At 63.5% G+C, this 25,218-nt stretch carries 16 protein-coding genes; 9 read left to right on the top strand and 7 right to left on the bottom strand.

Going from position 1 to position 25,218, the window contains the following annotated elements; all coding sequences use genetic code 11:
• Positions 1-151: 151 nt before the first annotated feature.
• The 8 genes from ACN0X6_RS16175 to ACN0X6_RS16140 all read left to right on the top strand — a co-directional run bounded on the left by ACN0X6_RS16175 (position 152) and on the right by ACN0X6_RS16140 (position 13,014).
• Complete coding sequence (locus ACN0X6_RS16175; protein WP_417705434.1) at positions 152-1,957, top strand: acyl-CoA dehydrogenase; 1,806 nt, start codon at positions 152-154, stop codon at positions 1,955-1,957.
• Between the two features lie 158 nt (positions 1,958-2,115).
• Positions 2,116-3,861 carry a potassium/proton antiporter gene (locus ACN0X6_RS16170; protein WP_417705453.1) on the top strand — a complete coding sequence of 582 codons (1,746 nt, stop codon included), beginning with the start codon at positions 2,116-2,118 and terminating at the stop codon, positions 3,859-3,861.
• Positions 3,862-3,977: 116 nt separating this feature from the next.
• The gene (gene mscK, locus ACN0X6_RS16165) at positions 3,978-7,328 is read left to right on the top strand and encodes a mechanosensitive channel MscK (protein ID WP_417705432.1); all 3,351 of its coding nucleotides are present in this window, start codon (positions 3,978-3,980) and stop codon (positions 7,326-7,328) included.
• Between the two features lie 17 nt (positions 7,329-7,345).
• On the top strand, positions 7,346-8,809 hold the full coding sequence (selO, locus tag ACN0X6_RS16160) for a protein adenylyltransferase SelO (RefSeq protein WP_417705430.1): 1,464 nt from the start codon (positions 7,346-7,348) through the stop codon (positions 8,807-8,809).
• Positions 8,810-9,187: 378 nt separating this feature from the next.
• Positions 9,188-10,978, top strand: coding sequence for an SLC13 family permease (locus ACN0X6_RS16155; protein WP_417705428.1), 1,791 nt, complete (start codon positions 9,188-9,190; stop codon positions 10,976-10,978).
• Between the two features lie 58 nt (positions 10,979-11,036).
• A complete protein-coding gene (trxC, locus tag ACN0X6_RS16150; protein ID WP_417705427.1) occupies positions 11,037-11,471 on the top strand; it encodes a thioredoxin TrxC in 435 nt (144 codons plus the stop codon).
• Between the two features lie 179 nt (positions 11,472-11,650).
• Entirely contained in the window at positions 11,651-12,094 is a 444-nt protein-coding gene (locus tag ACN0X6_RS16145) for a YiiD C-terminal domain-containing protein (protein ID WP_417705425.1), read from the top strand.
• 122 nt (positions 12,095-12,216) lie between these two features.
• On the top strand, positions 12,217-13,014 hold the full coding sequence (locus ACN0X6_RS16140; RefSeq protein ID WP_417705423.1) for a universal stress protein: 798 nt from the start codon (positions 12,217-12,219) through the stop codon (positions 13,012-13,014).
• Positions 13,015-13,199: 185 nt separating this feature from the next.
• Here ACN0X6_RS16140 and ACN0X6_RS16135 read toward each other — a convergent pair whose 3' ends face one another.
• Positions 13,200-13,970 carry a ParA family protein gene (locus ACN0X6_RS16135; protein WP_417705421.1) on the bottom strand — a complete coding sequence of 257 codons (771 nt, stop codon included), beginning with the start codon at positions 13,968-13,970 and terminating at the stop codon, positions 13,200-13,202.
• A gap of 157 nt (positions 13,971-14,127) precedes the next feature.
• On the opposite strand from ACN0X6_RS16135, the gene ACN0X6_RS16130 reads away from it, so the two are divergent.
• Positions 14,128-14,559 carry a hypothetical protein gene (locus tag ACN0X6_RS16130; RefSeq protein ID WP_417705419.1) on the top strand — a complete coding sequence of 144 codons (432 nt, stop codon included), beginning with the start codon at positions 14,128-14,130 and terminating at the stop codon, positions 14,557-14,559.
• A gap of 36 nt (positions 14,560-14,595) precedes the next feature.
• Here ACN0X6_RS16130 and hemE read toward each other — a convergent pair whose 3' ends face one another.
• From hemE to aroK, 6 genes are all read right to left on the bottom strand, one after another.
• The gene (gene hemE, locus ACN0X6_RS16125) at positions 14,596-15,663 is read right to left on the bottom strand and encodes a uroporphyrinogen decarboxylase (protein WP_417705417.1); all 1,068 of its coding nucleotides are present in this window, start codon (positions 15,661-15,663) and stop codon (positions 14,596-14,598) included.
• Between the two features lie 149 nt (positions 15,664-15,812).
• Positions 15,813-17,231: an FAD-dependent oxidoreductase gene (locus ACN0X6_RS16120; protein WP_003459041.1), complete on the bottom strand. Its 1,419-nt coding sequence runs from the start codon at positions 17,229-17,231 to the stop codon at positions 15,813-15,815.
• Positions 17,232-17,265: 34 nt separating this feature from the next.
• Entirely contained in the window at positions 17,266-21,714 is a 4,449-nt protein-coding gene (gene gltB, locus ACN0X6_RS16115) for a glutamate synthase large subunit (protein WP_417705414.1), read from the bottom strand.
• A gap of 238 nt (positions 21,715-21,952) precedes the next feature.
• On the bottom strand, positions 21,953-23,530 hold the full coding sequence (locus ACN0X6_RS16110) for an SPOR domain-containing protein (RefSeq protein WP_417705412.1): 1,578 nt from the start codon (positions 23,528-23,530) through the stop codon (positions 21,953-21,955).
• A gap of 10 nt (positions 23,531-23,540) precedes the next feature.
• Complete coding sequence (gene aroB, locus ACN0X6_RS16105) at positions 23,541-24,644, bottom strand: 3-dehydroquinate synthase (RefSeq protein WP_417705410.1); 1,104 nt, start codon at positions 24,642-24,644, stop codon at positions 23,541-23,543.
• Between the two features lie 51 nt (positions 24,645-24,695).
• On the bottom strand, positions 24,696-25,214 hold the full coding sequence (gene aroK, locus ACN0X6_RS16100) for a shikimate kinase AroK (RefSeq protein WP_417705408.1): 519 nt from the start codon (positions 25,212-25,214) through the stop codon (positions 24,696-24,698).
• Between the last annotated feature and the right edge of the window lie 4 nt (positions 25,215-25,218).

Genomic DNA, 25,218 nt, shown 5'->3' with positions numbered 1-25,218 from the left:
CCAGGAGCAGCCTCGTAGGGCGGGTGTAACCCGCCATTGCCGAGGCGGCGGGTTGCTCTCCGCCAACGAGCAATTATCACCGCCACTGATGATGCTGTGCAGGCAGACGGCCCACTGCCTAGACTCGGTCGATCATCTGGAGGCCCGTTCCATGTCCGAGACCCTGCTCAGCTCCCGCAATCTGGCGTTCGAACTCTATGAGGTGCTCGACGCCGAAGCCCTGACCCAGCGCCCGCGCTTCGCCGATCACAACCGCGAGACCTTCGATGCGGCGATCAGCACCGCACGTGGCATCGCCGAGGCGCTGTTCGCCCCGCACAATCGCAAGAACGACGAACACGAGCCGCAGTACGTCGATGGTGGCGCGGTGCTGATCGCGGAGGTCGAGCCGGCCTTGCGCGCCTTCCACGAAGCCGGTTTTCTCAACGCCACCCGCGACTTCGAACACGGCGGCATGCAACTGCCCAACCTGCTGTCGCAGGCCTGCTTCGCGCATTTCCAGTCGGCCAACATCGCCACCAGCTCCTACTCGATGCTGACCATGGGCGTGGCCAATCTGATCGAGGCCTTCGGCAGCCAGGAGCAGAAATCACGCTACCTGCAGCCGATCATCGACGGCCGTTTTTTCGGCACCATGGCGCTGACCGAGCCGCATGCCGGCTCCTCGCTGTCGGACATCCGCACCCGCGCCGAGCCGCATGCCGATGGCAGCTACCGGATCAAGGGCAACAAGATATTCATCTCCGGCGGCGACCAGCCGATCTCCGAAAACATCGTGCACATGGTGCTGGCCAAGCTGCCGGACGCACCGCCCGGCGTTAAGGGCATCAGCCTGTTCCTGGTGCCCAAGTTCCACGTCAATGAAGACGGCAGCCTGGGCGCGCGCAACGACGTGACCCTGGCCGGCCTGTTCCACAAGATGGGTTGGCGCGGCACCACCTCCACCGCCCTGAATTTCGGCGACAACGGCGAATGCGTCGGCTATCTGGTCGGCAAGCCGCACGCCGGCCTCTCCTACATGTTCCAGATGATGAACGAGGCGCGCATCGGCGTCGGCATGGGCGCGATCATGCTTGGCTACGCCGGCTACCTCTATTCACTGGACTACGCGCGTAATCGCCCACAGGGCCGCCAACCCGATGGCAAGGACCCGAGCAGTCCGCAGATTTCCATCGTCGAGCACGCCGACGTACGGCGCATGCTGCTGACGCAGAAGGCCTACGTCGAAGGTGCCTTCGACCTCGGCCTGTACGCCGCGCGTCTGTTCGACGACACCCACACCCTGGAAACCGCCGAAGAGCGCACCCGCGCTCTGGAGCTGCTCGACCTGCTCACCCCCATCGTCAAGTCCTGGCCGTCGGAGTTCTGCCTCAAGGCCAACGAGCTGGCCATCCAGATCCTCGGCGGCCATGGCTACACCCGCGAATATCCGGTGGAGCAGTACTACCGCGACAACCGCCTCAACCCGATCCACGAAGGCACCCATGGCATCCAGTCGCTCGACCTGCTCGGGCGCAAGGTCTCGCAGAACGGCGGCGCCGCCCTCAAGCAACTGCTCAAGCTGATCAACGATTGCTGCCAGCGCGCCAGCGCACATGAATCGCTCGATGCCCTGCGCCAGCCACTGGAACAACTGCTGGCGCGCCTGCAGGTGGTGACCCTGGCGCTACTGGGCGACCTGATGAGCGGCAAGGTCAACCAGGGCCTGGCCAACTCGGCGCTGTACCTGAAGGCGTTCGGCCACACGGTGATCGGCTGGCGCTGGCTGGAGCAGGCGATTCGCGCCGAAGAGGGCCTGGCCCGCACGGACAATGCCGAGGAGCAGGCCTTCTATCGCGGCAAGCTGCAGGCGGCGCGCTACTTCTTGACCTGGGAGGTGCCGAGCTGCCACCACGACCTGGCCATTCTCGAAGCACGCGACGACACCTGCCTGAGCATGCAGGACGCCTGGTTCTGAAACCGAGCCTGACGCCCGGGCGCCCCAACGTGGGCGCTTCGGGGCAATCTGGAAAAATGTAATAACCTTTTTGACAGCGGCACGAAGGCTGCGGTTAGAATCCCTGGCACGCGCCATGCATAACGGCGCACCCAATGACCCAGCCAGGAGTAGCGCCGTTGGATGCCAGCGCCATCAACAATCTGTTCTTGATCGGCGCCTTGCTGGTAGCGGCCAGTATTCTGGTCAGCGCGTTCGGCACACGTTTCGGCATCCCCATCCTGGTGATCTTCCTCGCCGTCGGTATGCTCGCCGGCACCGACGGCCCTGGCGGCATCATCTTCAACAACTACCCCCTGGCCTACCTGGTCGGCAACCTGGCGTTGGCGGTGATCCTGCTCGACGGCGGCATGCGCACACGAGTCTCCAGCTTCCGTGTGGCCTTGTGGCCGTCGCTGTCACTGGCGACGGTGGGCGTGGTGATAACCGCAGGCCTGACCGGCCTGGCTGCCACCTGGCTGTTCAATCTGACCCTGCTGGAAGGCTTGCTGATCGGCGCCATCGTCGGCTCCACCGATGCGGCGGCGGTGTTCTCTCTGCTCGGCGGGCGCGGTCTCAACGAGCGGGTCAGCTCCACGCTGGAAATCGAATCCGGTAGCAACGACCCGATGGCGGTGTTCCTCACCGTGACCCTGATCGCCATGCTCGCCAGCGGCCAGACCGGCTTCAGCTGGGACCTGCCGATTCAACTGGTGCAGCAGTTCGGCCTGGGCGCGCTGCTGGGCCTCGGCGGCGGCTGGCTGCTGCTCAAGCTGGTCAATCGCATGGAACTGGCCGCTGGTCTTTACCCGCTGCTGGTCGTCAGCGGCGGCATGATCATCTTCGCCATCACCACCGCCGTGGGTGGCAGCGGCATCCTGGCGATCTACCTGTGCGGCCTGTTGTTGGGCAACCGCCCCATCCGCTCACGCCACGGTATCCTGCACATGCTCGACGGTCTCACCTGGCTGGCGCAGATCGGCATGTTCCTGGTGCTCGGCCTGCTGATCACACCGCACGAGCTGCTACCCATCGCCCTGCCGGCGCTGGCCCTGGCACTGTGGATGATTCTCTTCGCGCGGCCGCTGTCGATCTTCCTCGGCCTGTTGCCGTTTCGCGCGTTCCATGATCGCGAGCGGATCTTCATCGCCTGGGTCGGCCTGCGCGGCGCCGTGCCCATCATCCTCGCCGTGTTCCCGCTGATGGCCGGCCTGCCCAATGCGCAGCTGTTCTTCAACGTGGCGTTCTTCATCGTGATGATCTCCCTGCTGCTGCAGGGCACCAGCCTGCCACTGGCCGCCAAGCTGATGCGCGTCACCGTGCCGCCAGAGCCTGCCCCCGTATCACGCGCAGGCCTGGAAGTGCATCCGACCAGCCAGTGGGAGTTGTTCGTCTACCGCCTGGGCGCAGAAAAGTGGTGCATCGGCGCAGCCCTGCGCGAGCTGAACATGCCCGAGGGCACTCGTATCGCCGCGCTGTTCCGTGGCCGCGATCTGCTTCACCCCTCGGGCAGTACGCGCCTGGAGGCTGGAGATCTGCTCTGCGTGATCGGCCACGAACAGGATCTGCCTGCCCTCGGCAAGCTGTTCAGCCAGGCGCCCAAGCGTGGTCAGGACCTGCGTTTCTTCGGTGACTTCGTGCTGGAAGGCGACGCCGAACTTAGCGCCGTCGCTGCACTCTATGGTCTGAAGCTGGAGGACGTGGAAGGCAATCAGCCGCTGGGCCGCTTCATCGCCCACGAAATCGGTGGCGAGCCGGTCGTCGGTGACCAGGTGGAATGGCAGGGCCTGACCTGGACGGTGGCGGCCATGGAAGGGAACAAGGTACGCAAGGTTGGCGTCAGATTCCCCGAAGGCACACGCCCGGGGCCAGGGCTGCACTTCTAAAATGTCCCTGCCAGGACTCTGCTAGCATCAGCATCAAGCGCGGGCCACCAGGCCCGCGCGCTCGTTGTGCCGCAGATAACTCAATCGCCATCGCTCACTCGGTAGATCAATCGACCATGCCTCTGTCGCGCCTCTCCCTAGCAGCCATCCTGTTTGCCCTGTGTCTCGGCATCCCGCAGGTATTCGCCGAGGCCCCCCCACCAGCCGAGAGTGTGCAGCAGAGCCTGGACAGCCTGGCTGACCGCAAGCTGCCGGAGGCCGAGCAACTGGCGCTCAAGCAGACCCTGGAGCATACGCTGCGCATGCTTCAGGACCGGCAGGCCGCCGATCAGCGCCTCAGTGACCTGCGCAAACAACTGGACGAGGCACCGCGCCTGATCAGTGAAGCCCAGCGCGAGCTTACCCGCCTCAAGGCCAGCACCGCTCAGCCGGTCGCCGAACGCCATGCCCGCACATCACTGGCGCAGTTGGAACAACTCCTGAACGAGCGCGCCAGCCAGCTCAGCGAGTGGAACAAGGCGATCATCGAAGCCAACAGTCTGGTGATCACCGCACAGACCCGGCCGGAGCGCGCCCAGGCGGAGATCAGCCAGAACCAGGCACGCAGCCAGCTGATCAACGATGCGCTCAAGAGCGGCCGCTACGATGGCAAAACGCTGACCCCGGAACGCCGCGACCAGCTCAATGCAGAGCTGGCGTTGCTCGCCGCGCAGACGCAGCTGCGCCGTCAGGAGCTGGCCGGCAACAGCCTGCTGCAGGATCTGGGTGGTGCCCAGCGCGCCCTGCTTGATGAGCGCATCAACCGCGCCGAACAGGAACGTCAGGCACTGCAGAGCCTGATCAACGACCGCCGCCGCGCCGAATCGGAGCAGACCGTCGCCGAGCAGTCCCTGGAGGCCGAACGCGCCAGTTCGGACAAGCTGCTGGCCAAGGAAAGCACGCTCAACCTCAAGCTGTCCGACTACCTGCTACGCGCCACCGACCGTCTGAACAGCCTGACCGAACAGAACCTCCAGACCCGCCAGCAACTGGACAACCTGGCGCAGGCCGATCAGGCCCTGGACGAGCAGATTCGCGTGCTGCAGGGCAGCCTGCTGCTGTCGAAGATTCTCTACCAGCAAAAGCAGGCGCTGCCAAAGCTGAAGCTCGACGACGGCGCGCTCGCCGACGAGATCGCCGATATTCGTCTCTACCAGTTCGAGCTGAACAAACAGCGCGACGAGATCAGCGATCCAGGTCGCTATGTGGACGATCTGCTGGCCAATCAGCCAGACGAGGACGTCACCAAGGAACTGCGCACTGCTCTGCTGGAGCAGCTCGACACGCGCCGTGAGTTACTCGACCGCCTGAACCGCTCACTGAATGCGCTGCTCAACGAGTCGATCACCCTGCAACTCAACCAGAAGGAGCTGCAGAGCACTGCCAGCAGCCTGCGCGCGACCATCGATGAGCAGATGTTCTGGATTCCCAGCAACAAACCGCTCGACCTCGAATGGCTGAAATCAGCGCCACGTCACCTCCAGCAGCAATTGGCCGACATGCCCTGGGGCATGGCCATCAGCGAGCTGGGCGCCGGCCTGATCGAGCGCCCGCTGGTGTTCCTGCCGCTGATTCTGCTTTGCGCCCTGATCCTCTGGCGACGCCAGTACCTGTTCAACAAGCTCGGCGCTCTGCATGGCGACATCGGCCACTACAAGCACGACAGCCAGCTGCATACCCCGATGGCACTGGGTCTGAACATCATCCTCGCACTGCCGGTGACGTTGTTCCTGGCGCTCTGCGGCTATGCCCTGCTGCATGATGCGCGCGGGCAGAACCTCTACCTGGGCGCCGCGCTCTATGAAATGGCAGAAGCCTGGCTGGTGTTCTATACCCTGCACCGGATTCTGTCCCCGGACGGCGTCGCCATCCTGCACTTCCACTGGCCGCCAGCCAACGTCGCCTTCTTCCGACAGCACCTGCGTCGCCTGGGGCTGGTAGTGATGGCACTGGTGGCGGTGGTGAGCATTGCCGAACACCAGCCGGCGAGCCTGGCCAACGACGTCATCGGCATCGCCGTGGTCCTGAGCTGCTATGCGCTGATGGCCTGGCTGCTGTTCCACCTGCTGTTCAGTGCTCCACTGCGCGAGAACGCCTCCGCCTTGCGCACCAGTGTCGGCGCGCTGTTCAACCTGCTGCCCCTGGCGCTGATCGGGGCGGTTGCCTTCGGCTACTACTACACGGCGCTCAAGCTCACCGACCGTTTGATCGACACCCTCTATCTGCTGATCATCCTGCTCATCGTCGAGGCTACGCTGGTGCGCGGACTGAGCGTGGCGGCACGGCGCCTGGCCTATCAGCGCGCCCTGGCCAAACGCCAGGCCCAAAGCAAGGAAGGCGCCGAGGGCGAAGCGGTGATCGAAGAGCCGACGCTGGATATCGAGCAGGTCAACCAGCAATCGCTGCGCCTGATCCGCCTGGCCCTGCTGGGCGGCTTCCTGGTCTGCCTGTACTGGGTCTGGGCCGACCTGATCGGCGTGTTCACCTACCTCGACACGATCAATCTCTACGAGTACAGCAGCGGTACCGGAGACAATGCGGCGCTGGTGCCCATCAGCCTGATGGACGTCATCGGCGCGCTGATCATCGTCGCCATCACCGTGGCCCTGGCGCGCAACCTGCCGGGTCTGCTCGAGGTGCTGGTGCTGTCGCGCATGCGCCTGGCGCAGGGCAGCGCTTATGCCACCACCACCCTGCTGTCCTACGTGCTGGTGGGTATCGGTATCGTCACCACCCTGTCCACCCTGGGGGTGAGCTGGGACAAGTTGCAATGGCTGGTGGCGGCGCTGTCGGTAGGCCTGGGCTTCGGCCTGCAGGAAATCTTCGCCAACTTCATCTCCGGCCTGATCATCCTGTTCGAGCGCCCGGTGCGTATTGGCGACGTGGTGACCATCGGCAACCTGTCCGGCACCGTCAGCAGGATCCGCATCCGCGCCACCACCATCACCGATTTCGACCACAAGGAAATCATCGTTCCGAACAAGACCTTCATCACCGGTCAGCTGATCAACTGGTCGCTGAGCGACACGGTCACCCGCGTCACCCTCAAGGTCGGTGTCGGCTATGGTTCGGACCTCGATCTGGTACGCAAGCTGCTGCTGCAGGCGGCGCAGGAAAACCACCGCGTACTCAAGGATCCGGCGCCGCTGGTGTACTTCCTCAACTTTGGTGAAAGCACGCTGGATCACGAACTGCGCATCCATGTGCGCGACCTCGGTGACCGCAACCCGGCCACCGACGAGATCAACCGCTTCATCGACCGCGAGTTCCCGAAGAACGGCATCAACATCGCGTTCCGCCAGGTCGAGGTGTATGTGAAGAATCTGGAGCATGGCGAGCAAAAGCTCGATCAGAAGGACCTGGCCAAAGCCGCAGCCGCCGGCGCTGCCAGCGTGCAGCCGCCGCCGACACCGCCCGCAGCGCCCTAAGATCGATAGGAATCCAGGTGAAAAGTCTCGATACGCTGACCTTCGACAACCGCTTCGCCCGCCTCGGTGACACCTTCTCCACCGAGCTGTTACCCGAGCCCATCGAGCAGCCGCGATTGGTGGTAGCAAGCGAGTCGGCGCTGGCTCTGCTCGATCTCGCCGCCAGCGAAGCACAGCGCCCCGAGTTCGCCGAACTGTTCGCCGGACACAAACTCTGGGAAGCAGCCGAGCCGCGCGCCATGGTCTATTCCGGGCACCAGTTCGGCGGCTACACACCGCGCCTGGGGGACGGTCGCGGGCTGCTGCTGGGCGAGGTGCTCAACGAGGCCGGCGAGCACTGGGATCTGCACCTCAAGGGCGCCGGCATGACGCCTTACTCGCGCATGGGCGATGGCCGCGCAGTGCTGCGCAGTTCGATCCGCGAATTTCTCGCCAGCGAACACCTGCACGCCCTCGGCATCCCCAGCTCACGCGCGCTGTGCGTGACCGGTTCGAGCACGCCGGTCTGGCGCGAGAAGCAGGAAAGCGCCGCCATGGTGCTGCGCCTGGCGCAGAGCCACGTGCGCTTCGGCCACTTCGAATACTTCTACTACACGCGCCAGCACGAGCACCTGAAGACGCTGGGCGAGCATGTCATGGCCTGCCACTTCCCGCATTGCCTGGAGCAGGACGAACCCTGGCTGGCGATGCTGCGTGAAGTGATCGAACGCACCGCCGCGATGATCGCCAACTGGCAGGCCTATGGCTTCTGCCATGGTGTGATGAACACCGACAACATGTCGATCCTCGGCATCACCTTCGACTACGGCCCTTACGCCTTCCTCGACGACTTCGACGCCAACCATATCTGCAACCATTCCGACGACACCGGCCGCTACAGCTTCAGCAACCAGGTGCCCATCGCACACTGGAACCTCGCCGCGCTGGCCCAGGCGCTGACGCCCTTCGCCGCGGTCGAACACTTGCGCGAGGCCCTGGAGTTGTTCCTGCCGCTTTACCAGGCGCACTACCTCGACCTGATGCGCAAGCGCCTGGGTTTCACCAGCGCCGAGGATGAGGACGAAGCGCTGATCCAGCGTCTGTTGCAACTGATGCAGCAGGGCAGGGCCACCAACTACAACCTGTTCTTCCGTCGCCTGGGCGAGCAGGCGCCTGCCGAGGCGCTGAACATCGTGCGCGACGACTTCGTCGACCTCGCTGGCTTCGACGCCTGGGGCCGCGACTACCTGGCCCGTTGCGAACGTGAAGGTGGCGAACAGGCCGAACGCCAGCTGCGCATGCATTCGGTCAACCCCAGGTACATCCTGCGCAACTACCTGGCGCAGCAGGCCATCGAGGCCGCCGAACAGGGCGACTATGGCCCGGTGCGGGAGCTGCACGCGGTGCTGTCCCGACCGTTCGACGAACAGCCGGACATGCAGCGCTATGCGGAGCGCCCACCGGAGTGGGGCAAGCACCTGGAGATCAGCTGTTCGTCGTGAATATGGCGTGCCCCTGGCCGCAGGGTGCGCCGTGCGCACCGACCGTCCGCTGACCGCGCAGGATAGAACCCACCACTGCTGCCAGCGGGTTGCACCCGCCCTGCTCAGACAGTCAGATCAGGTTGGTGGACAAGGCGCCAGCCACCCAGGCTGGACGTCTTATCCATTAAATCGAAAAGGCATATCAATCTGCCCAAACATTCTTAGACTATCTAAGAGAACCCCTCTATCTTGGCGCCCTGCCAGGCCGCCCAGTGCGTGCCCGATACCTCATACGAGATTCGAAGCAAAGAATCTGCGCCCGATCCTGCTGACCGAGACCTGCTGCCCAAACAGCCAGGCCACCTAGCGGACCAGAGGCCGGTTCTAAGGATTTTCATGCTCTGGGACTCCCTGCCTCTGCTGTTCGTCGGTGCCCTGCTGATCTGGGTGCTCTACGCCTTCGTCCGCGAAAAGTGGAGCCCGGACATCGTCGCCGCCATCGCCGTGGCCACCCTGCTGGTCAGCCAGTTGCTGACACCAGGCGAAGTGCTCAGCGTGCTGTCCAACTCCGCCCCCGTGACCATCGCCTGCATGTTCGTGCTCTCCGCCGCGCTGGAGCGTACCGGCTGCATCGACGCCCTCGGCAATTGGCTGGGCAATCTGGTCGGCACCAGCCCGATTCGCGTGCTCACCGGCCTCACCGTCACCGCGCTGGTGGTGTCCGCCTGCCTGAACAATACGCCGGTGGTGGCCATCCTCACCCCGGTGGCCATCGCGCTGGCGCGCCGCGCCGGCACCCTGCCCTCCAAACTGCTGATTCCGCTGTCCTACGCCACCATTCTCGGCGGCACGCTGACCATGATCGGGACCTCGACCAACATCCTGGTCGACGGCGTCGCGCGCAAGGCCGGTATGGCGCCGTTCGGCATTTTCGAGATTACCGGCGTCGGCCTGGTGATGGCGGCCTTCGGCATGCTCTATCTGCTGACCGTAGGCCACCGCCTGCTGCCGGAACGCGAGACCCTGTCGCGCCAGCTGCGCCCGGACCTGTCACGTACCTTCATGACCGAGCTGCTGGTACCACAGGGCTCACCGATGATCGGCAAGACCCTGCACGAAGCCAACCTCAATGGCGGCAGTGGCCTGCAGGTGCTCAAGCTGTTCCGTGAAGAGCAGGAGCTGACCGAACCCGGTGCCGAAACCCTGCTGGCCAGCGGCGACCGCCTGGTGCTGCACGGTCAGGTCAAGGATGTGGTGGAGCTGCGCGAAAGCGGCCACCTGAGCTTCAACCGCAGTGACGCCTTCGAGACCATCAGCAGCCACGACGTGATCCTCGCCGAAGCCATCGTCGGGCGTAACTCGCGCTACAGCCACAGACCGATGCGCGATCTGGACCTCACCGCGCGCTACGGCATCGCGGTGCTCGCCGTGCATCGCCAGGACGAGAACGTGCAGGGCAACCTCGATGATTTCGAGCTGCAATTCGGCGACGTGATGCTGGTCGAGGGCACGCCTGCGCAGATCAAACGCTTCGCCGACAACGGCGAGCTGATCAGCCTCAATGCCGTGCAAGAGCGTGCCTTCCGCCGCGACAAGGCGCCCATCGCGATTCTCTCGACCCTGGCCGTGATGCTGCTGGCCGCCTTTGGCGTGATGCCCATCGAAGGCCTGGCGATCATCGGCGCAGTCACCGTGCTGGCGACCCGTTGTCTGGATGTGGAGGACGCCTACAAGGCGGTGGACTGGAAGATCCTCAGCCTGATCTTCGGCATGCTGGCCATCAGCATCGCCATGGACAAGGTCGGCCTGGTCAAGCTGCTGGTGGAAAACGTCATGGGCTGGCTGCCCTGGGCCGGACCGCTGCTGATGCTGAGTTTCATCTACCTGTTCACGTCCATCCTCACCGAGATGCTGTCGAACAATGCCGTGGCGGTACTGGTGACGCCCATCGCCATCGGCGTGGCGCAACATCTGGGCGTCGACCCACGCGCCTTCGTGGTCGCGGTGATGTTCGCCGCCAGCGCCAGCTTCGCCACGCCCATCGGCTACCAGACCAACACCTTCGTCTACAACGCCGGTGGCTACCGCTTCACCGACTTCATGAAGATCGGCATTCCCCTGAACCTGCTGCTGTGGTGCGTCGCCACCCTGGTCATCCCCTGGTTCTTCCCGCTGACCCCGCTCTGACTTGATATCCGCAGGCACTGGCTCCATCTAAGGCGTATGCCCCACGGAGCCTCGCCTCATGTCCGATCCCCTGCTGATTCCCTGCCCGCACTGCAACGGGCTCAACCGCATTCCCGCCGAGCGTCTGCACGACGCCGCACGCTGCGGCCGCTGCAAGAATGACGTGCTGCCCGCTGCGCCCATCACGCTCACCCAAGCCAACTTCGCCAGTCAGTTGAAGGGCGACCTGCCATTGCTGGTGGATGTCTGGGCCAGTTGGTGCGGTCCCTGCCAGGCCTTCGCACCGACCTTCCAGCAGGCAGCCGCACAGCTGCAAGGCCGCTGCCGTCTGGGCAAGCTCGACAGCGAGGCCAACCCGAACCTGGCCGGGCAACTCGGCATCCGTTCCATTCCCAGCCTGATCCTGTTCAAGGGCGGCGTCGAAATCGCCCGCCAGAGCGGCGCCATGCCGTTGCCGCAACTGCAGGCCTGGTTGCGTCAGCAGGGCATCTAGGATGCCCCTGTAGCCCGGATGCAATCCGCGGATAGCCGGTACGCGATTTCCCAGCTTGCATCCGGGCTGCGTGCTTGCGGCGCTTGAGCGCTTCGGTCAGTCAGCACGGGCGCTGCGGTCAATTGCAGCGCGCCAGCCGGCCCTTAGTCTGGCAGAACGTCCACTCAGGAAGTCTCGCCATGCCACTGCCCGTTGAAATCGCGCGTCAGCTCACCGAAGAACAGATTGCCTTCGTCAAACGCAGCGGCCTCAAGGCCGAGATGCTGGAGCCAGGTTTCGTACGCCTGCGCATGCCCCTGCAAGGCAACCAGAACCATATCGGCAGCATGTACGCGGGCGCCCTCTTCACCCTCGCGGAAATACCCGGCGGCGCGCTGTTTCTGACCAGTTTCGACGCCCAGCGCTTCTACCCCATCATCAAGGAAATGAACCTGCGCTTTCGCCGTCCGGCCACGGGCGACATTCAGGTCGAGGCGCGCCTCTCGGCCGAGCAAATCGCCCACCTGGAAGAACAGGCCAGCCAGCAGGGCAAGGCCGACTATCTGCTGGAGCTGCAACTGACCGACGGCAGCGGCGAAGTGGTCGCAGAAAGTCGCGGCCACTACCAATTGCGTTTACGCTGAATGACGCCGCTGCCTGCATTCGCAATCGGTAACAGTCCCCGACCTTGCCATAGGTCAAAAGAGCGGCTATCTGAACAGGCACAATAAAATTGCCGAGCGGTATCGGCAGGAGAGCCGTCACCATGTTCAACCATATTCTTATCGCCCATGACCTGCGCGACACCGCTGACATGGCGTTGTGCCGTGCCACGCAGCTGGCTCAGCAGCACAAGGCCCGCCTGAGCATCCTGCATGTGCTCGACCCCAGCCAGAGCAGCGAACAGCACGAAAAGGCGCGCCAGGCACTGGATCGCAGCCTGACCCGATACGCTCCACCCGGCACCGAACTGCGCATGCTCAGCGGCAAACCTTCCGAGGTCGTCCTGCAACAGGTTCAGGACAGCGGCTGCGACCTGCTGGTGCTGGGCGGACACCACCAGCGCCATGACTTTTTCTCCGGCACCAGCCTCGATCGCATCGCCCGCCGCTGCACCGTGCCGCTGCTGCTGGTGGCGCGCAACGACGCCCAGCCTTATAAGCGGGCGCTGGCCGCCATCGACTTCTCCCTGTGCGCCTGCAGTGCCCTCGGCCAGGCCTATCGCCTGCTGCCCGGCGATGCCGAGCTGCACGCCCTGCATGTATTCGAACCAGACAAGGGCACGCCGCAGCAGGTCGAACTGCAACTGCAGACTCAGCGCGGCCTGATCGATCAGCTGTTGCAGGACGAGGCGCAAAGCCTGCCGCCTGGCGGTCCGAAGCTGAGCCACGACGTGCTGCAGGGCGGCATCCTGCGCAGCCTGCAGGAGCAGATCAAGACGCGTCGAGCAGAACTGCTGGTGCTCGGCAGCCACGGCCGCAGCGCCTTCTCCCAGGCACTGCTGGGTAGCCTGGCGCAGCATTTCCTGCACAAGGCACCGTGCGACGTGTTCGTGGTGCGCTGACGGAAAATGCGCCTGAGGGTTGAGGCCACTCGGTCAAGCGTCGATGCACCGAACATGCGGGAGCGGCGCCCCGCCGCGAATCAGGGCGTCGCCCATTTGCAGCATTTCGCCCCGAGTCGGGGCGCCTACGCAAGACTGCCTTGGGGACTGGCCGGAGAGCGCCTGGTTTTATCGCTGACAGGTGTTCAAGACTGATTGAGCAGATCGTGCAACTCGACGAACTGCTGGGTCAGCTTGTGCCGTGCATCCAGATAGATCAGCGGCGTGCACACCTGGTGCGATTCGCGCATCTTCACCGAGCTCATCAGGTTCACCGGCAACACCGGCAAGCCCTCGGCGATCAGCTCATCCAGCAGTTGCTGCGGCAATGTGGCACGCGGCTGGAACTGGTTGACCACGATACCCTCCACCTCCAGACCCTCGTTATGGTCTTCCTTCAACTCGTCGATCTCGGCCAGCAGGCCGTACAGGGCGTTGCGCGAGAAGCTGTCGCAGTCGAAGGGAATCAACACGCGGTCTGCCGCGATCAAGGCTGAAACCGTATAGAAATTCAGTGCCGGCGGCGTATCCAGGTAGATGTGGTCGTAATCTTCGGCCAGCTCGTCGAGCAGTTTGCGCAGTTTGTTGATCTTGTGTTTCTGCTCCAGTTTCGGCTGCAGTTCCGCCAGCTCTGCCGTGGCGGTGACCACGTGCAGGTTGTCGAACGGCGTCTCATAGATATCCACCTTGCCCTTCTTGGCGAACGGCCCGGAAGACAGGGTCTGTTTGAAGAAGTCGGCAATGCCCATGGGAATTTCCTCACCAGTGAGCCCGGTGAGGTAATGGGTCGAGTTGGCCTGGGCATCCAGGTCGATCAGCAGCGTACGGTAGCCCTGCGCCGCACTGACCGCCGCGAGATTACAGGCGATGCTGGACTTGCCCACGCCCCCCTTCTGATTGAACACCACACGTCGCATCGCCGCTCTCCCTGATCTGGAATGTTCCGAATTCTATGCAAAGCCCATGACAGTCGGTAGGCACCAAACCTCAAAAAGTGGCCTTACGCCACCAAGCATGGTAGGTTGCGCCCGCGCCAACGGCGCATCAGGACAACACGCACAACAAGGAAATGCAATGCAGTACCTGCGTACACTTTTGATCGGCAGCCTGCTGGTAATTACCACAGGCTGCGCCAACGGACTGAACTCCGTACAGAAAGCTGAACTCGACGCCTATGAAGCCCGCGGCATGGCTATTCAGGAAAAAAGCCCAGGCGCCGGCGCAGCGCTCGGGCTGCTGCCTGGCGGCGGCTCCTTCTACGGACGTGAGTATGGGTTTGGAGTGGCCAACTTGCTGCTCTGGCCTCTGTCGATTCTGTGGGACCCGATCAGCGGCTACGATGCCGCACGCGCCATCAACTACAACGTGACCAAGGCGCATGTCGCCAAGCTACACGAACGTGACCTGCAGGAGTTGGACGATCAGTTGGGCAGTGGCCAGCTTGATCTCGCGCAGTACACCTTGGAGAAACGCAAGGTCGATACCAAATACCGAGCAGGTTTCTGACAAGAAAGCCCGGCAATGCCGGGCTTTTTCATTGCATCACTGGTGATACTGCGCGGACAGCTCGTGCACGGCCTCGAAGAAGGCGCCCGCGTGGGCCGGGTCGACTTCCGGGGTGATGCCATGACCGAGGTTGAATACATGGCCGCTGCCAGCACCGTAGGCGGCCAGGATGCGCGCCACCTCGGCACGAATCGCCGCCGGCTTGGCGTAGAGCACCGCCGGGTCCATGTTGCCCTGCAGGGCGACCTTGGCACCGACACGGGCGCGAGCGCTGCCGATGTCGCAGGTCCAGTCCAGGCCCAGCGCTTCTGCGCCGGTATCAGCCAGGGATTCGAGCCACAGACCACCGCCCTTGGTGAACAGGATCACCGGCACACGGCGGCCATCATGCTCGCGAATCAGGCCATCGACGATCTTCTTCATGTAGGCCAGGGAGAACTCCTGATAGGCCGCGGCCGACAGCGCACCGCCCCAGGAGTCGAAGATCTGTACCGCCTGCGCACCGGCCAGGATCTGGCCGTTCAGATAAGCGGTGACTGACTGCGCCAACTTGTCGAGCAGCGCATGCAAGGCTTGCGGGTTGTCGTAGAGCATCGCCTTGGTCTTGCGAAAGTCCTTCGACGAACCGCCTTCGACCATGTAGGTGGCCAGCGTCCACGGGCTGCCGGAGAAGCCGATCAGCGGCACGCGGCCATTGAGTTCACGACGAATGGTGCGCACGGCGTCCATCACATAGCCCAGATCCTTCTCCGGGTCCGGCACCGGCAGCGCGTCGATGTCGGCCAGGTTGCTGACCACCTTCCTGAAGCGCGGGCCTTCGCCGGTCTCGAAGTACAGACCCTGCCCCATGGCATCGGGAATGGTGAGGATGTCGGAGAACAGGATCGCCGCATCCAGTTGCGGGTAGCGATCCAGCGGCTGGATGGTGACCTCGCAGGCCAGTTCCGGGTTCTTCATCAGGCTCACGAAGTCGCCGGCCTTGGCCCGGGTCGCCCGGTATTCCGGCAGATAGCGACCGGCTTGGCGCATCATCCAGATCGGCGTGACGTCCACGGGTTGCTTGAGCAGGGCACGCAGGAAACGGTCGTTCTTCAGGGCGGTCATGGCAGAGTCCTAGAAAAAAGTGCGGGCATTTTCGCAGACCACAAAACAAAAGGCACGGCGGGGGCCGTGCCTTTTGTCTATCGCGACGATTTGCCTCGACCCAACGCCTGCGCTGAGCGTTACGAACGGGGTCAGGCCGGGCGCAGAGCTTAGACGCCCAGGTAGTCGAGGATACCTTCGGCGGCGTTGCGGCCTTCGAAGATCGCCGTCACCACCAGGTCGGAACCACGCACCATGTCGCCACCGGCGAATATCTTCGGGTTGCTGGTCTGGTGCTTGAACTGCGACTGCTCGGGCGCCACGACGCGGCCCTGGCTGTCGGTCTGGATCTCGAACTGCTCGAACCAGGGCGCCGGGCTCGGGCGGAAACCGAAAGCGATCAGCACGGCTTCGGCCGGAATGATCTCCTCGGAGCCCGGGATCGGCTCGGGGCTGCGACGGCCACGGGCATCAGGCTCACCGAGACGGGTCTCGACCACCTTGATGCCTTCCACCTTGTCTTCGCCAACGATGGCGATGGGCTGCCGATTGAAGAGGAACTTCACGCCCTCTTCCTTGGCGTTCTTCACTTCCTTGCGCGAGCCCGGCATGTTCTCTTCGTCACGGCGGTAGGCGCAGGTCACGGCCTTGGCGCCCTGACGGATCGAGGTGCGGTTGCAGTCCATCGCGGTGTCGCCACCACCCAGTACCACGACGCGCTTGCCCTTCATGTCGATGAAGTCTTCCGGCGCCTTCTCGAAACCGAGGTTGCGATTGACGTTGGCGATGAGGAAGTCCAGCGCGTCATAGACGCCCGGCAGGTCCTCGCCCGGGAAGCCACCTTTCATGTAGGTGTAGGTGCCCATGCCCATGAATACGGCATCGAATTCGGCGAGCAATTCATCCATGCCGATGTCCTTGCCGATCTCGGTGTTCAGGCGGAACTCGATGCCCATGCCGGTGAAGACTTCACGACGGCGGCTGAGCACGGTCTTTTCCAGCTTGAACTCGGGAATGCCGAAGGTCAGCAAGCCACCGATTTCCGGGTTCTTGTCGAACACCACCGGCGTCACGCCGTTGCGCACCAGCACATCGGCGCAGCCCAGGCCGGCCGGGCCGGCACCGATCACCGCGACACGCTTGCCGGTCGGCTTGACCTTGGACATGTCCGGGCGCCAGCCCATGGCGAAGGCGGTGTCGGTGATGTACTTCTCCACCGAACCGATGGTCACCGCGCCGAAGCCGTCATTGAGGGTGCAGGCACCTTCGCAGAGACGATCCTGCGGGCACACGCGGCCGCAGACTTCCGGCAGGGTGTTGGTCTGATGCGAGAGCTCGGCGGCGGCCAGGATGTTGCCTTCCGACACCAGCTTCAGCCAATTGGGAATGAAGTTGTGCACCGGGCACTTCCACTCGCAATAGGGGTTACCGCAGCCCAGGCAGCGGTGCGCCTGGTCGGCAGCTTGCGCCGGCTTGAAGTTGTCGTAGATCTCGACGAACTCCTTCTTGCGCTGACGCAGCAGTTTCTTCTTCGGGTCTTTGCGCCCGACTTCGATGAACTGGAAGTCGTTATTCAGACGTTCAGTCATTGCATTACCTCATCAAACCACTTCAGGCGCATTCTTATTGCGGGTTGGCACGGGTGCTGGACAGCAGGGACTTCAGGCTGGCCGCTTTCGGTTTCACCAGCCAGAACTTGCGCAGGTAATCGTCCAGGTTCTCCAGCAGGTTCTGACCCCACTCGCTGCCGGTCTCTTCAACGTACTCGGCGAGCACGCTTTCGAGGTGGCTGCGATAGGCCTCCATCGCTTCGTTGTTGATGCGCTGGATTTCCACCAGTTCGTGGTTGACGCGGTCGTAGAAGCCGTTGTCCATGTCGAGCACGTAGGCGAAACCGCCGGTCATGCCCGAGCCGAAGTTGTAGCCGGTCTTGCCCAGTACGCAGACGAAACCGCCGGTCATGTACTCGCAGCAGTGGTCACCGGTGCCTTCCACCACGGCATGGGCGCCGGAGTTACGCACGGCGAAACGCTCGCCCGCAGTGCCGGTAGCGAACAGCTTGCCGCCAGTGGCGCCATACAGGCAGGTATTGCCGATGATGGCGCTGTCCTCGGTGGCGAACGGGCTGCCGGCAGGCGGGGTGATGACGATCTTGCCTGCGGTCATGCCTTTGCCGACGTAGTCGTTGGCGTCGCCTTCCAGGCGCAGGTGCAGACCACCGGCGTTCCACACGCCGAAGCTCTGACCGGCAGTACCCTTGAAGCGGAAGGTGATCGGCGCGCCGTTCATGCCCTGGTTGCCATGCACGCGCGCGATCTCGCCGGAGATGCGCGCACCGATGGAGCGGTCGCAGTTGCCGATGTTCAGCTCGAACTCACCACCGGTCTTGCCGGCGATGGCGTCCTTGGCCATTTCCACCATCTTCTCGGCCAGCAGGCCTTCGTCGAACGGCGGGTTCTTCGGCACCTGGCAGAACTGCGGCTTGTCAGCCGGGATATGCGCGCTGGCCAGCAGCGGCGACAGATCCAGATTGCCCTGCTTGGCGGTTTCGCCCGGCAGCATCTCGAGCAGGTCGGTGCGCCCGATCAGCTCTTCCAGGCTGCGCACGCCCAGCTTGGCCAGCCACTCGCGGGTTTCCTCGGCGACGTAGGTGAAGAAGTTCATCACCATCTCGACGGTGCCGATGAAGTGATCCTTGCGCAGCTTGTCGTTCTGCGTGGCCACGCCGGTAGCGCAGTTGTTCAGGTGGCAGATGCGCAGGTACTTGCAGCCCAGGGCCACCATCGGCGCGGTACCGAAGCCGAAGCTCTCGGCGCCGAGGATGGCCGCCTTGATCACGTCCAGGCCGGTTTTCAGACCACCGTCGGTCTGTACCCGCACCTTGCCGCGCAGGTCGTTGCCACGCAGGGTCTGGTGGGTTTCGGCCAGGCCCAGCTCCCAGGGCGCGCCGGCATAACGGATGGAGGTCAGCGGCGAAGCGCCAGTACCACCGTCGTAACCGGAAATGGTGATCAGGTCGGCGTAGGCCTTGGCCACACCGGCGGCGATGGTGCCGACGCCGGCTTCCGCCACCAGCTTGACCGACACCAGCGCCTTCGGGTTGACCTGCTTGAGGTCATAGATCAGCTGCGCCAGGTCTTCGATCGAGTAGATGTCGTGGTGCGGCGGCGGCGAGATCAGGGTGACGCCCGGCACCGCGTAGCGCAGCTTGGCGATCAGGCCGTTGACCTTGCCACCCGGCAACTGGCCGCCCTCGCCGGGCTTGGCGCCCTGGGCCACCTTGATCTGCAGCACTTCGGCGTTGACCAGGTATTCCGGGGTCACGCCAAAGCGGCCGGTGGCCACCTGCTTGATCTTCGAGCTCTTGATGGTGCCGTAGCGGGCCGGGTCTTCGCCGCCCTCACCGGAGTTGGAGCGGCCACCCAGGCGGTTCATCGCCTCGGCCAGCGCCTCATGCGCCTCCGGCGACAACGCGCCGAGGGAGATGCCGGCAGCGTCGAAGCGCTTGAAGATCGACTGCAGCGGCTCGACTTCGTCCAGCGCGATCGGTGTGGCGGACTCCTTGAGCTTGAGCAGGTCGCGGATCATCGACACCGGACGGGTGTCGACCAGCTTCGAATATTCCTTGTACTTTTCGTAGTTGCCCTGCTGCACGGCTTCCTGCAGCGTCCGCACCACGTCCGGGTTGTAGGCGTGGTACTCGCCGCCGTAGACGAACTTGAGCAGGCCGCCCTGCTGGATCGACTTGCGGTTGTTCCAGGCCTCCATAGACAGCAGCTTCTGCTCGCTTTCGATGTCGACGAAACGCGCGCCCTGGATGCGGCTGGCCACACCACGGAAACACAGCTCGGTGACCTCGTCGGCCAGGCCGACTGCCTCGAACAGTTGCGCACCGCGGTAGGACGCGACCGTGGAGATGCCCATCTTCGACAGGATCTTCAGCAGGCCCTTGGAGATGCCCTTGCGGTAGTACTTGAACACTTCATACAGATCGCCCAGCACTTCGCCGGTGCGGATCAGGTCTCCCAGCACTTCGTAAGCCAGGAACGGATAGACCGCCGAGGCGCCGAAACCCAGCAGCACGGCGTAGTGGTGCGGGTCACGGGCAGTGGCGGTTTCCACCAGGATGTTGCAGTCGCAGCGCAGGCCTTTCTCGGTCAGGCGGTGATGCACGGCGCCGGTCACCAGCGCGGCATGCGCCGGCAGCTTGCCCGGCGCGATATGACGGTCGGTCAGCACCAGCAGTACCTTGCCGGCACGCACGGCTTCCTCGGCCTGGTCGGCCATGTTGCGCACCGCCGCTTCCAGACCCAGCGACTCGTCGTAGTTCATGTCGATGACATGACGATCGAAGCCCGGGCGATCCAGGTTCATCAACGCGCGCCACTTGGCCGGCGAAATCACCGGGCTGCTGAGGATCACGCGGGTAGCGTGCTCAGGCGACTCGCTGAAGATGTTGCGTTCGGCGCCCAGGCAGATTTCCAGGGACATGACGATCGCTTCGCGCAGCGGGTCGATCGGCGGGTTGGTGACCTGCGCGAACTGCTGGCGGAAGTAATCGTAAGGCGAACGCACGCGCTGGCTGAGCACCGCCATCGGCGTGTCATCACCCATGGAGCCAACGGCTTCCTGGCCCTGCTCGCCGAGTGGGCGCAGCACCTGGTCACGCTCCTCGAAGGTGACCTGGAACATCTTCATGTATTGCTTGAGCTGATCCGGGTCGTAGAAGGCCGAACCGTGGTCGCGATCCTCCAGCGTTGCCTTGATGCGCTGGGCATGCTTGCGCAGCCACAGCTTGTACGGGTGGCGCGACTTCAGGCGGCTGTCGATGGACTCGGTGTCCAGCACCTGGCCGGTTTCGGTGTCGACGGCGAGGATCTGCCCCGGGCCGACACGGCCCTTGGCGATGACGTCCTCGGGCTGGTAGTCCCACACGCCGATTTCCGACGCCAGGGTGATGTAGCCGTTCTTGGTGGTAACCCAACGCGCCGGGCGCAGACCGTTACGGTCGAGCAGGCACACGGCATGGCGGCCATCGGTCAGCACCACGCCGGCCGGGCCGTCCCAGGGCTCCATGTGCATGGAGTTGTATTCGTAGAACGCGCGCAGGTCGGCGTCCATGGTCTCGACGTTCTGCCAGGCCGGCGGAATGATCATGCGCAGGCCACGGAACAGGTCGATGCCGCCGGTGACCATCAGCTCGAGCATGTTGTCCATGCTCGAGGAGTCGGAGCCGACGCGGTTGACCAGCGGACCCAGCTCGTCGAGATCGGGCATCAGCTCGTTGGCGAACTTGGTGCGACGGGCCTGCGCCCAGTTGCGGTTGCCGGTGATGGTGTTGATCTCGCCGTTGTGCGCGAGATACCGGAAGGGCTGCGCCAGCGGCCACTTCGGCAGGGTGTTGGTGGAGAAGCGCTGGTGGAAGACCGCGATGGCGGTCTGCAGGCGCTCGTCACCCAGATCCGGGTAGAACTGCTGCAGGTCCGCCGGCATCATCAGGCCTTTGTAGATGATGGTCTTGTGCGAGAAGCTGCAGATGTAGTGATCGCTGTCGTCGGCGTTGGCCACCGACGAGCGACGACGGGCGCCGAACAGCTTGATGGCGAATTCCTGGTCGGACAGACCTTCGCCGCCGATGAACACCTGCTCGATCTGCGGCAGACGCTCCAGCGCCAGCCTACCGAGCACGCTGGTGTCGATCGGCACCTTGCGCCAGCCCACCAACTGCAGGCCGGCAGCCTGAATTTCGCGGTTCATGTTCTCGCGCGCAGCCTCGGCCTTGGCCGAGTCCTGATTGAAGAACACCATGCCCACGGCATATTGCGCAGGCAGTTCGACGCCGAATTGCTCCTGGGCGATGGCGCGCAGGAATTGATCGGGCTTCTGGATCAGCAGGCCACAGCCATCACCGGTCTTGCCGTCGGCGTTGATACCGCCGCGGTGAGTCATGCAGGTGAGGGCCTCAATAGCGGTATTGAGCAGGTGATGACTAGGCTCACCTTGCATGTGGGCGATCAAGCCGAAGCCGCAGTTATCCTTGAACTCATCAGGACGGTACAAACCTGCTTTCATAGGGGAAACTCTCACCAGGCTGCCTAGACCTCAGGCAAATTACTTTCTAATTCAATTACTTAAACCCGAAAAGCGGGCACGGGCCAGCTTTGCATAGGCAAAAGGGAGGTCATTGTACATATCCACCCATGGCGTCACAAATTTTCGTGACGAGGGGGTGAATATTTATGTCGCAAAAACGAAGGATAAGACTGCAAAGTCGTGCTAACGACCAAGCAGTCATCTTGAGACAGAGCGCTTAGCGGCTCATTTCCTGCTGAATGCTGCCCAGGGTACGAGGCCAGGGCTTGCCCGCCTGCAGCTTGGCAGGCAGGTTCTTCACGGCCGCCTGAGCGGCATCGCGACTGGAGAAACTACCATAGGTCAGCACATACAGCGGCTGCCCCTGATGGACCTTCTTGAAGTAACGGTATTCGCTGCCACCCTCACGCACCAGCGCCTGAATATTGGCCTCCGAGCGCGACCCGACCACCTGCAAGGCATAGCGCGACGCCGGTTGCTGCGCGTACCAGCCACTCGTCGCTCCACCCGAGGGCACAGCCTGAGCGGGTGCAGGCTTGGGAGCAGGGGCCGGCGCTGGCGCTGGCGCTGGTGGTTTCGGGGCAACGGGTTCAGGCTGCTTGGCCGGTGCCGGTGCCGGTGCCGGTGCCGGTGCCGGTGCCGGTGCCGGTGCCGGTGCCGCAGTGATTGGCGCTGACGGCGGCGTAACTGTCGAGGGCTCAGGCGAAGTAGGCGGCTCGAAGTTATCCAACTCTTCGCCAGCCGCCTCAGCCAACGGCTGACGAATAACGGTTTGCGACTCGCCCACCAGCGGCAACGGCAGCGGCTGACTGGCACCTGCGAACTCGATAGCTGGCGCGCGACCTTCCGTAACAGGCGCTTGCGCCGGCTCTTCAGCTTCTACAGCCGGCGCGGAAGACTGCAAAGGCAGCGACGCGTTGCTGGCCACCGGCGCAGGCGGGGCAGATTCGCGCCCCTGCATGAACCAGGCAGCGGCGACACCTAGCAAGACGACGGCCAGCGCCAACAGATGCTTCTTCGGCAGGGCAAAACCACCCCCCACGCCACGCCCAGCCGAGCGCTGCGCGAGCATCTGCTCGACCAGCAGCTCACGCGCCTCCTGATTGATTGCCCCAGGCCAACCCTGAGCGCGGACATGAATGTCCTCGATCTGCTCTTCGCTCAACAGATCAATACCCTGACCAGCGCCCTCGAGCCGCTGCGCCAGGTAATCGCGCGTTTCCTCTTCGGCGTACGGCTGAAGCTCGATCGCGTGATAGCACTCCTCACCGCCCGCCAGCGCCTCCAGCCGTGCCAGCAGGTCCTGCGTGGCAAACAGGAAGATGTGCGGACGCCCCTCGGCATTGCCCGCCGCAAGCGCCAGGACGCCCTTCAGTGCCGCGTCATCCAGCTGATCAGCGTCGTCGACCAAGAGATAAACCTCCTGCCCGGTCAACGCCAGCTGCCCCACCTGCGCGAGAATCGAACGCACATCGGCCTGAGCAATGGACAATCCCTGAGCGACCTGGCGCAGCAGTGCCTCGCTACCGGTGACGCCCTGCGCAACGACAATGCTCTGCACCGCCTGCTTGTTGGTACTGGCAACCAATGCCTGACGCAGCAGAGTCTTGCCACTACCTTCGGGACCGACCACTGCCAGCAACAGCTGACTGTAACGCGCAAGGTGATGCAATTGCCCCAGCACCGGCTTTCTCTGTGCCGGGAAGAACTTGAAGCCAGGCACTCGTGGCGCAAAGGGGTCGTGACTGAACTGGTAATGCGCCAGGAAAGCTTCGTCAGCATGCAAACTGGTCATGGATCACTCTTCAAGAGTTGGACGACTGAGCCAGCGCTGCGTAATCGCTACGCAGCGTGGCGTCGAGAATTTCACGCGGGTAGTCGGCAGTCACTACAGCCTCACCCAAACGTTTGAGCAACACGAGACGCAGCTGACCATCGAGCACTTTCTTGTCCACCGCCATATGCTCGAGGAACTGCGCAGGCGTCATATCCTGCGGCGGCACCACTGGCAGCCCGGCGGCCTGCAACAGGCGCACACCTCGGTCTCGATCGGCCGCCGACAGCCAGCCCAGACGATGGGACATCTCCAACGCCATCACCGTTCCGGCGGCAACCGCTTCGCCGTGCAGCCACACACCATAGCCCTGCTCGGTCTCGATGGCGTGGCCAAAGGTATGACCAAGATTGAGAGTGGCACGCACGCCCGACTCACGCTCGTCCGCAGCGACGACACGCGCCTTGGCCGCACAGGATCGCTCGATAGCTTCGGTAAGCGCCTGCTGATCGAGCGCACGCAAGGCCGGCATATTCTGCTCCAGCCATGCCAGGAAAGGCTCGTCGCAGATCAGGCCATACTTGATGACCTCGGCAAGGCCAGCCGACAATTCACGAGCGGGCAAGGTATTCAGGCTGCTGGTATCGATCAGCACGGCCTTGGGCTGGTAGAAGGCCCCCACCATGTTCTTGCCTAACGGATGATTGATGCCGGTCTTGCCGCCCACCGACGAATCGACCTGAGAAAGCAGGGTCGTCGGAACCTGGATGAAATCGACGCCACGCTGGTAACAGGCCGCCGCAAAGCCCGCCATATCACCAATCACACCGCCACCGAGCGCCACGACAGTGGTGCGGCGATCATGTCGAGCACTCAGCAGACCATCGAAGATCAGTTGCAAGGTTTCCCAGTTCTTGAACGCCTCGCCGTCGGGCAACACCACGGAGGTGACGCTGTAGCCTTGGAGCACTTGCAGCAGCGCTTGCAGATACAGCGGGGCGACGGTGTCATTGGTGACGATCGCCACCTGCCGCCCGACTATGTGCTGCGCGAGCAGTTCAGGACGGGACAACAGCCCCTGACCGATATAAATGGGATAGCTGCGTTCAGCGAGATCGACGCGAAGAGTCTGCATGAGGCCCCCAGGATAAAAAGGCCACTAGGATAGCGCAGTTCGCACCGCGCTTTAACGGGGCGACAAGGCTTCCAGGCGCGACAGAATTTCCTGAACCACCATACGCGGCGGACGCTCGTCCGTCTCGATGATGATATCGGCGACCTCTCGATACAGAGGATCACGCATGGCCATCAGATCCTTCAGCACCTGAGCCGGATTGGCCGTGCGCAACAACGGACGATTGCGATCGCGTGAGGTGCGGTCGATCTGCTGCTCCACCGAAGTATGCAGGTAGACGACTCGCCCGCCAGCATGCAGAGCCTGGCGATTCTCCGGGCGCATGACCGCCCCGCCGCCAGTCGCCAGCACAAGACCGTCCTGCATCGAAAGCTCGGCGATCACCGCCCGCTCCCGCTCACGAAAGCCCTGCTCACCCTCGACATCGAAGATCCAGGGTATATCGGCACCGGTACGCTGCTCGATCTCCTTGTCGGAGTCCTTGAAAGACAAACGCAGTTCTTTGGCAAGCAAACGCCCGATGGTGCTCTTTCCAGCTCCCATCGGGCCCACGAGGATTACATTCCGCACTTAG

This window comes from Pseudomonas sp. (assembly GCF_048269965.1).
Taxonomy (GTDB): domain Bacteria; phylum Pseudomonadota; class Gammaproteobacteria; order Pseudomonadales; family Pseudomonadaceae; genus Aquipseudomonas.
The sequence above is the reverse complement of the archived record's forward strand: the minus strand, read 5'-3'. Positions and strand labels throughout refer to the sequence as shown.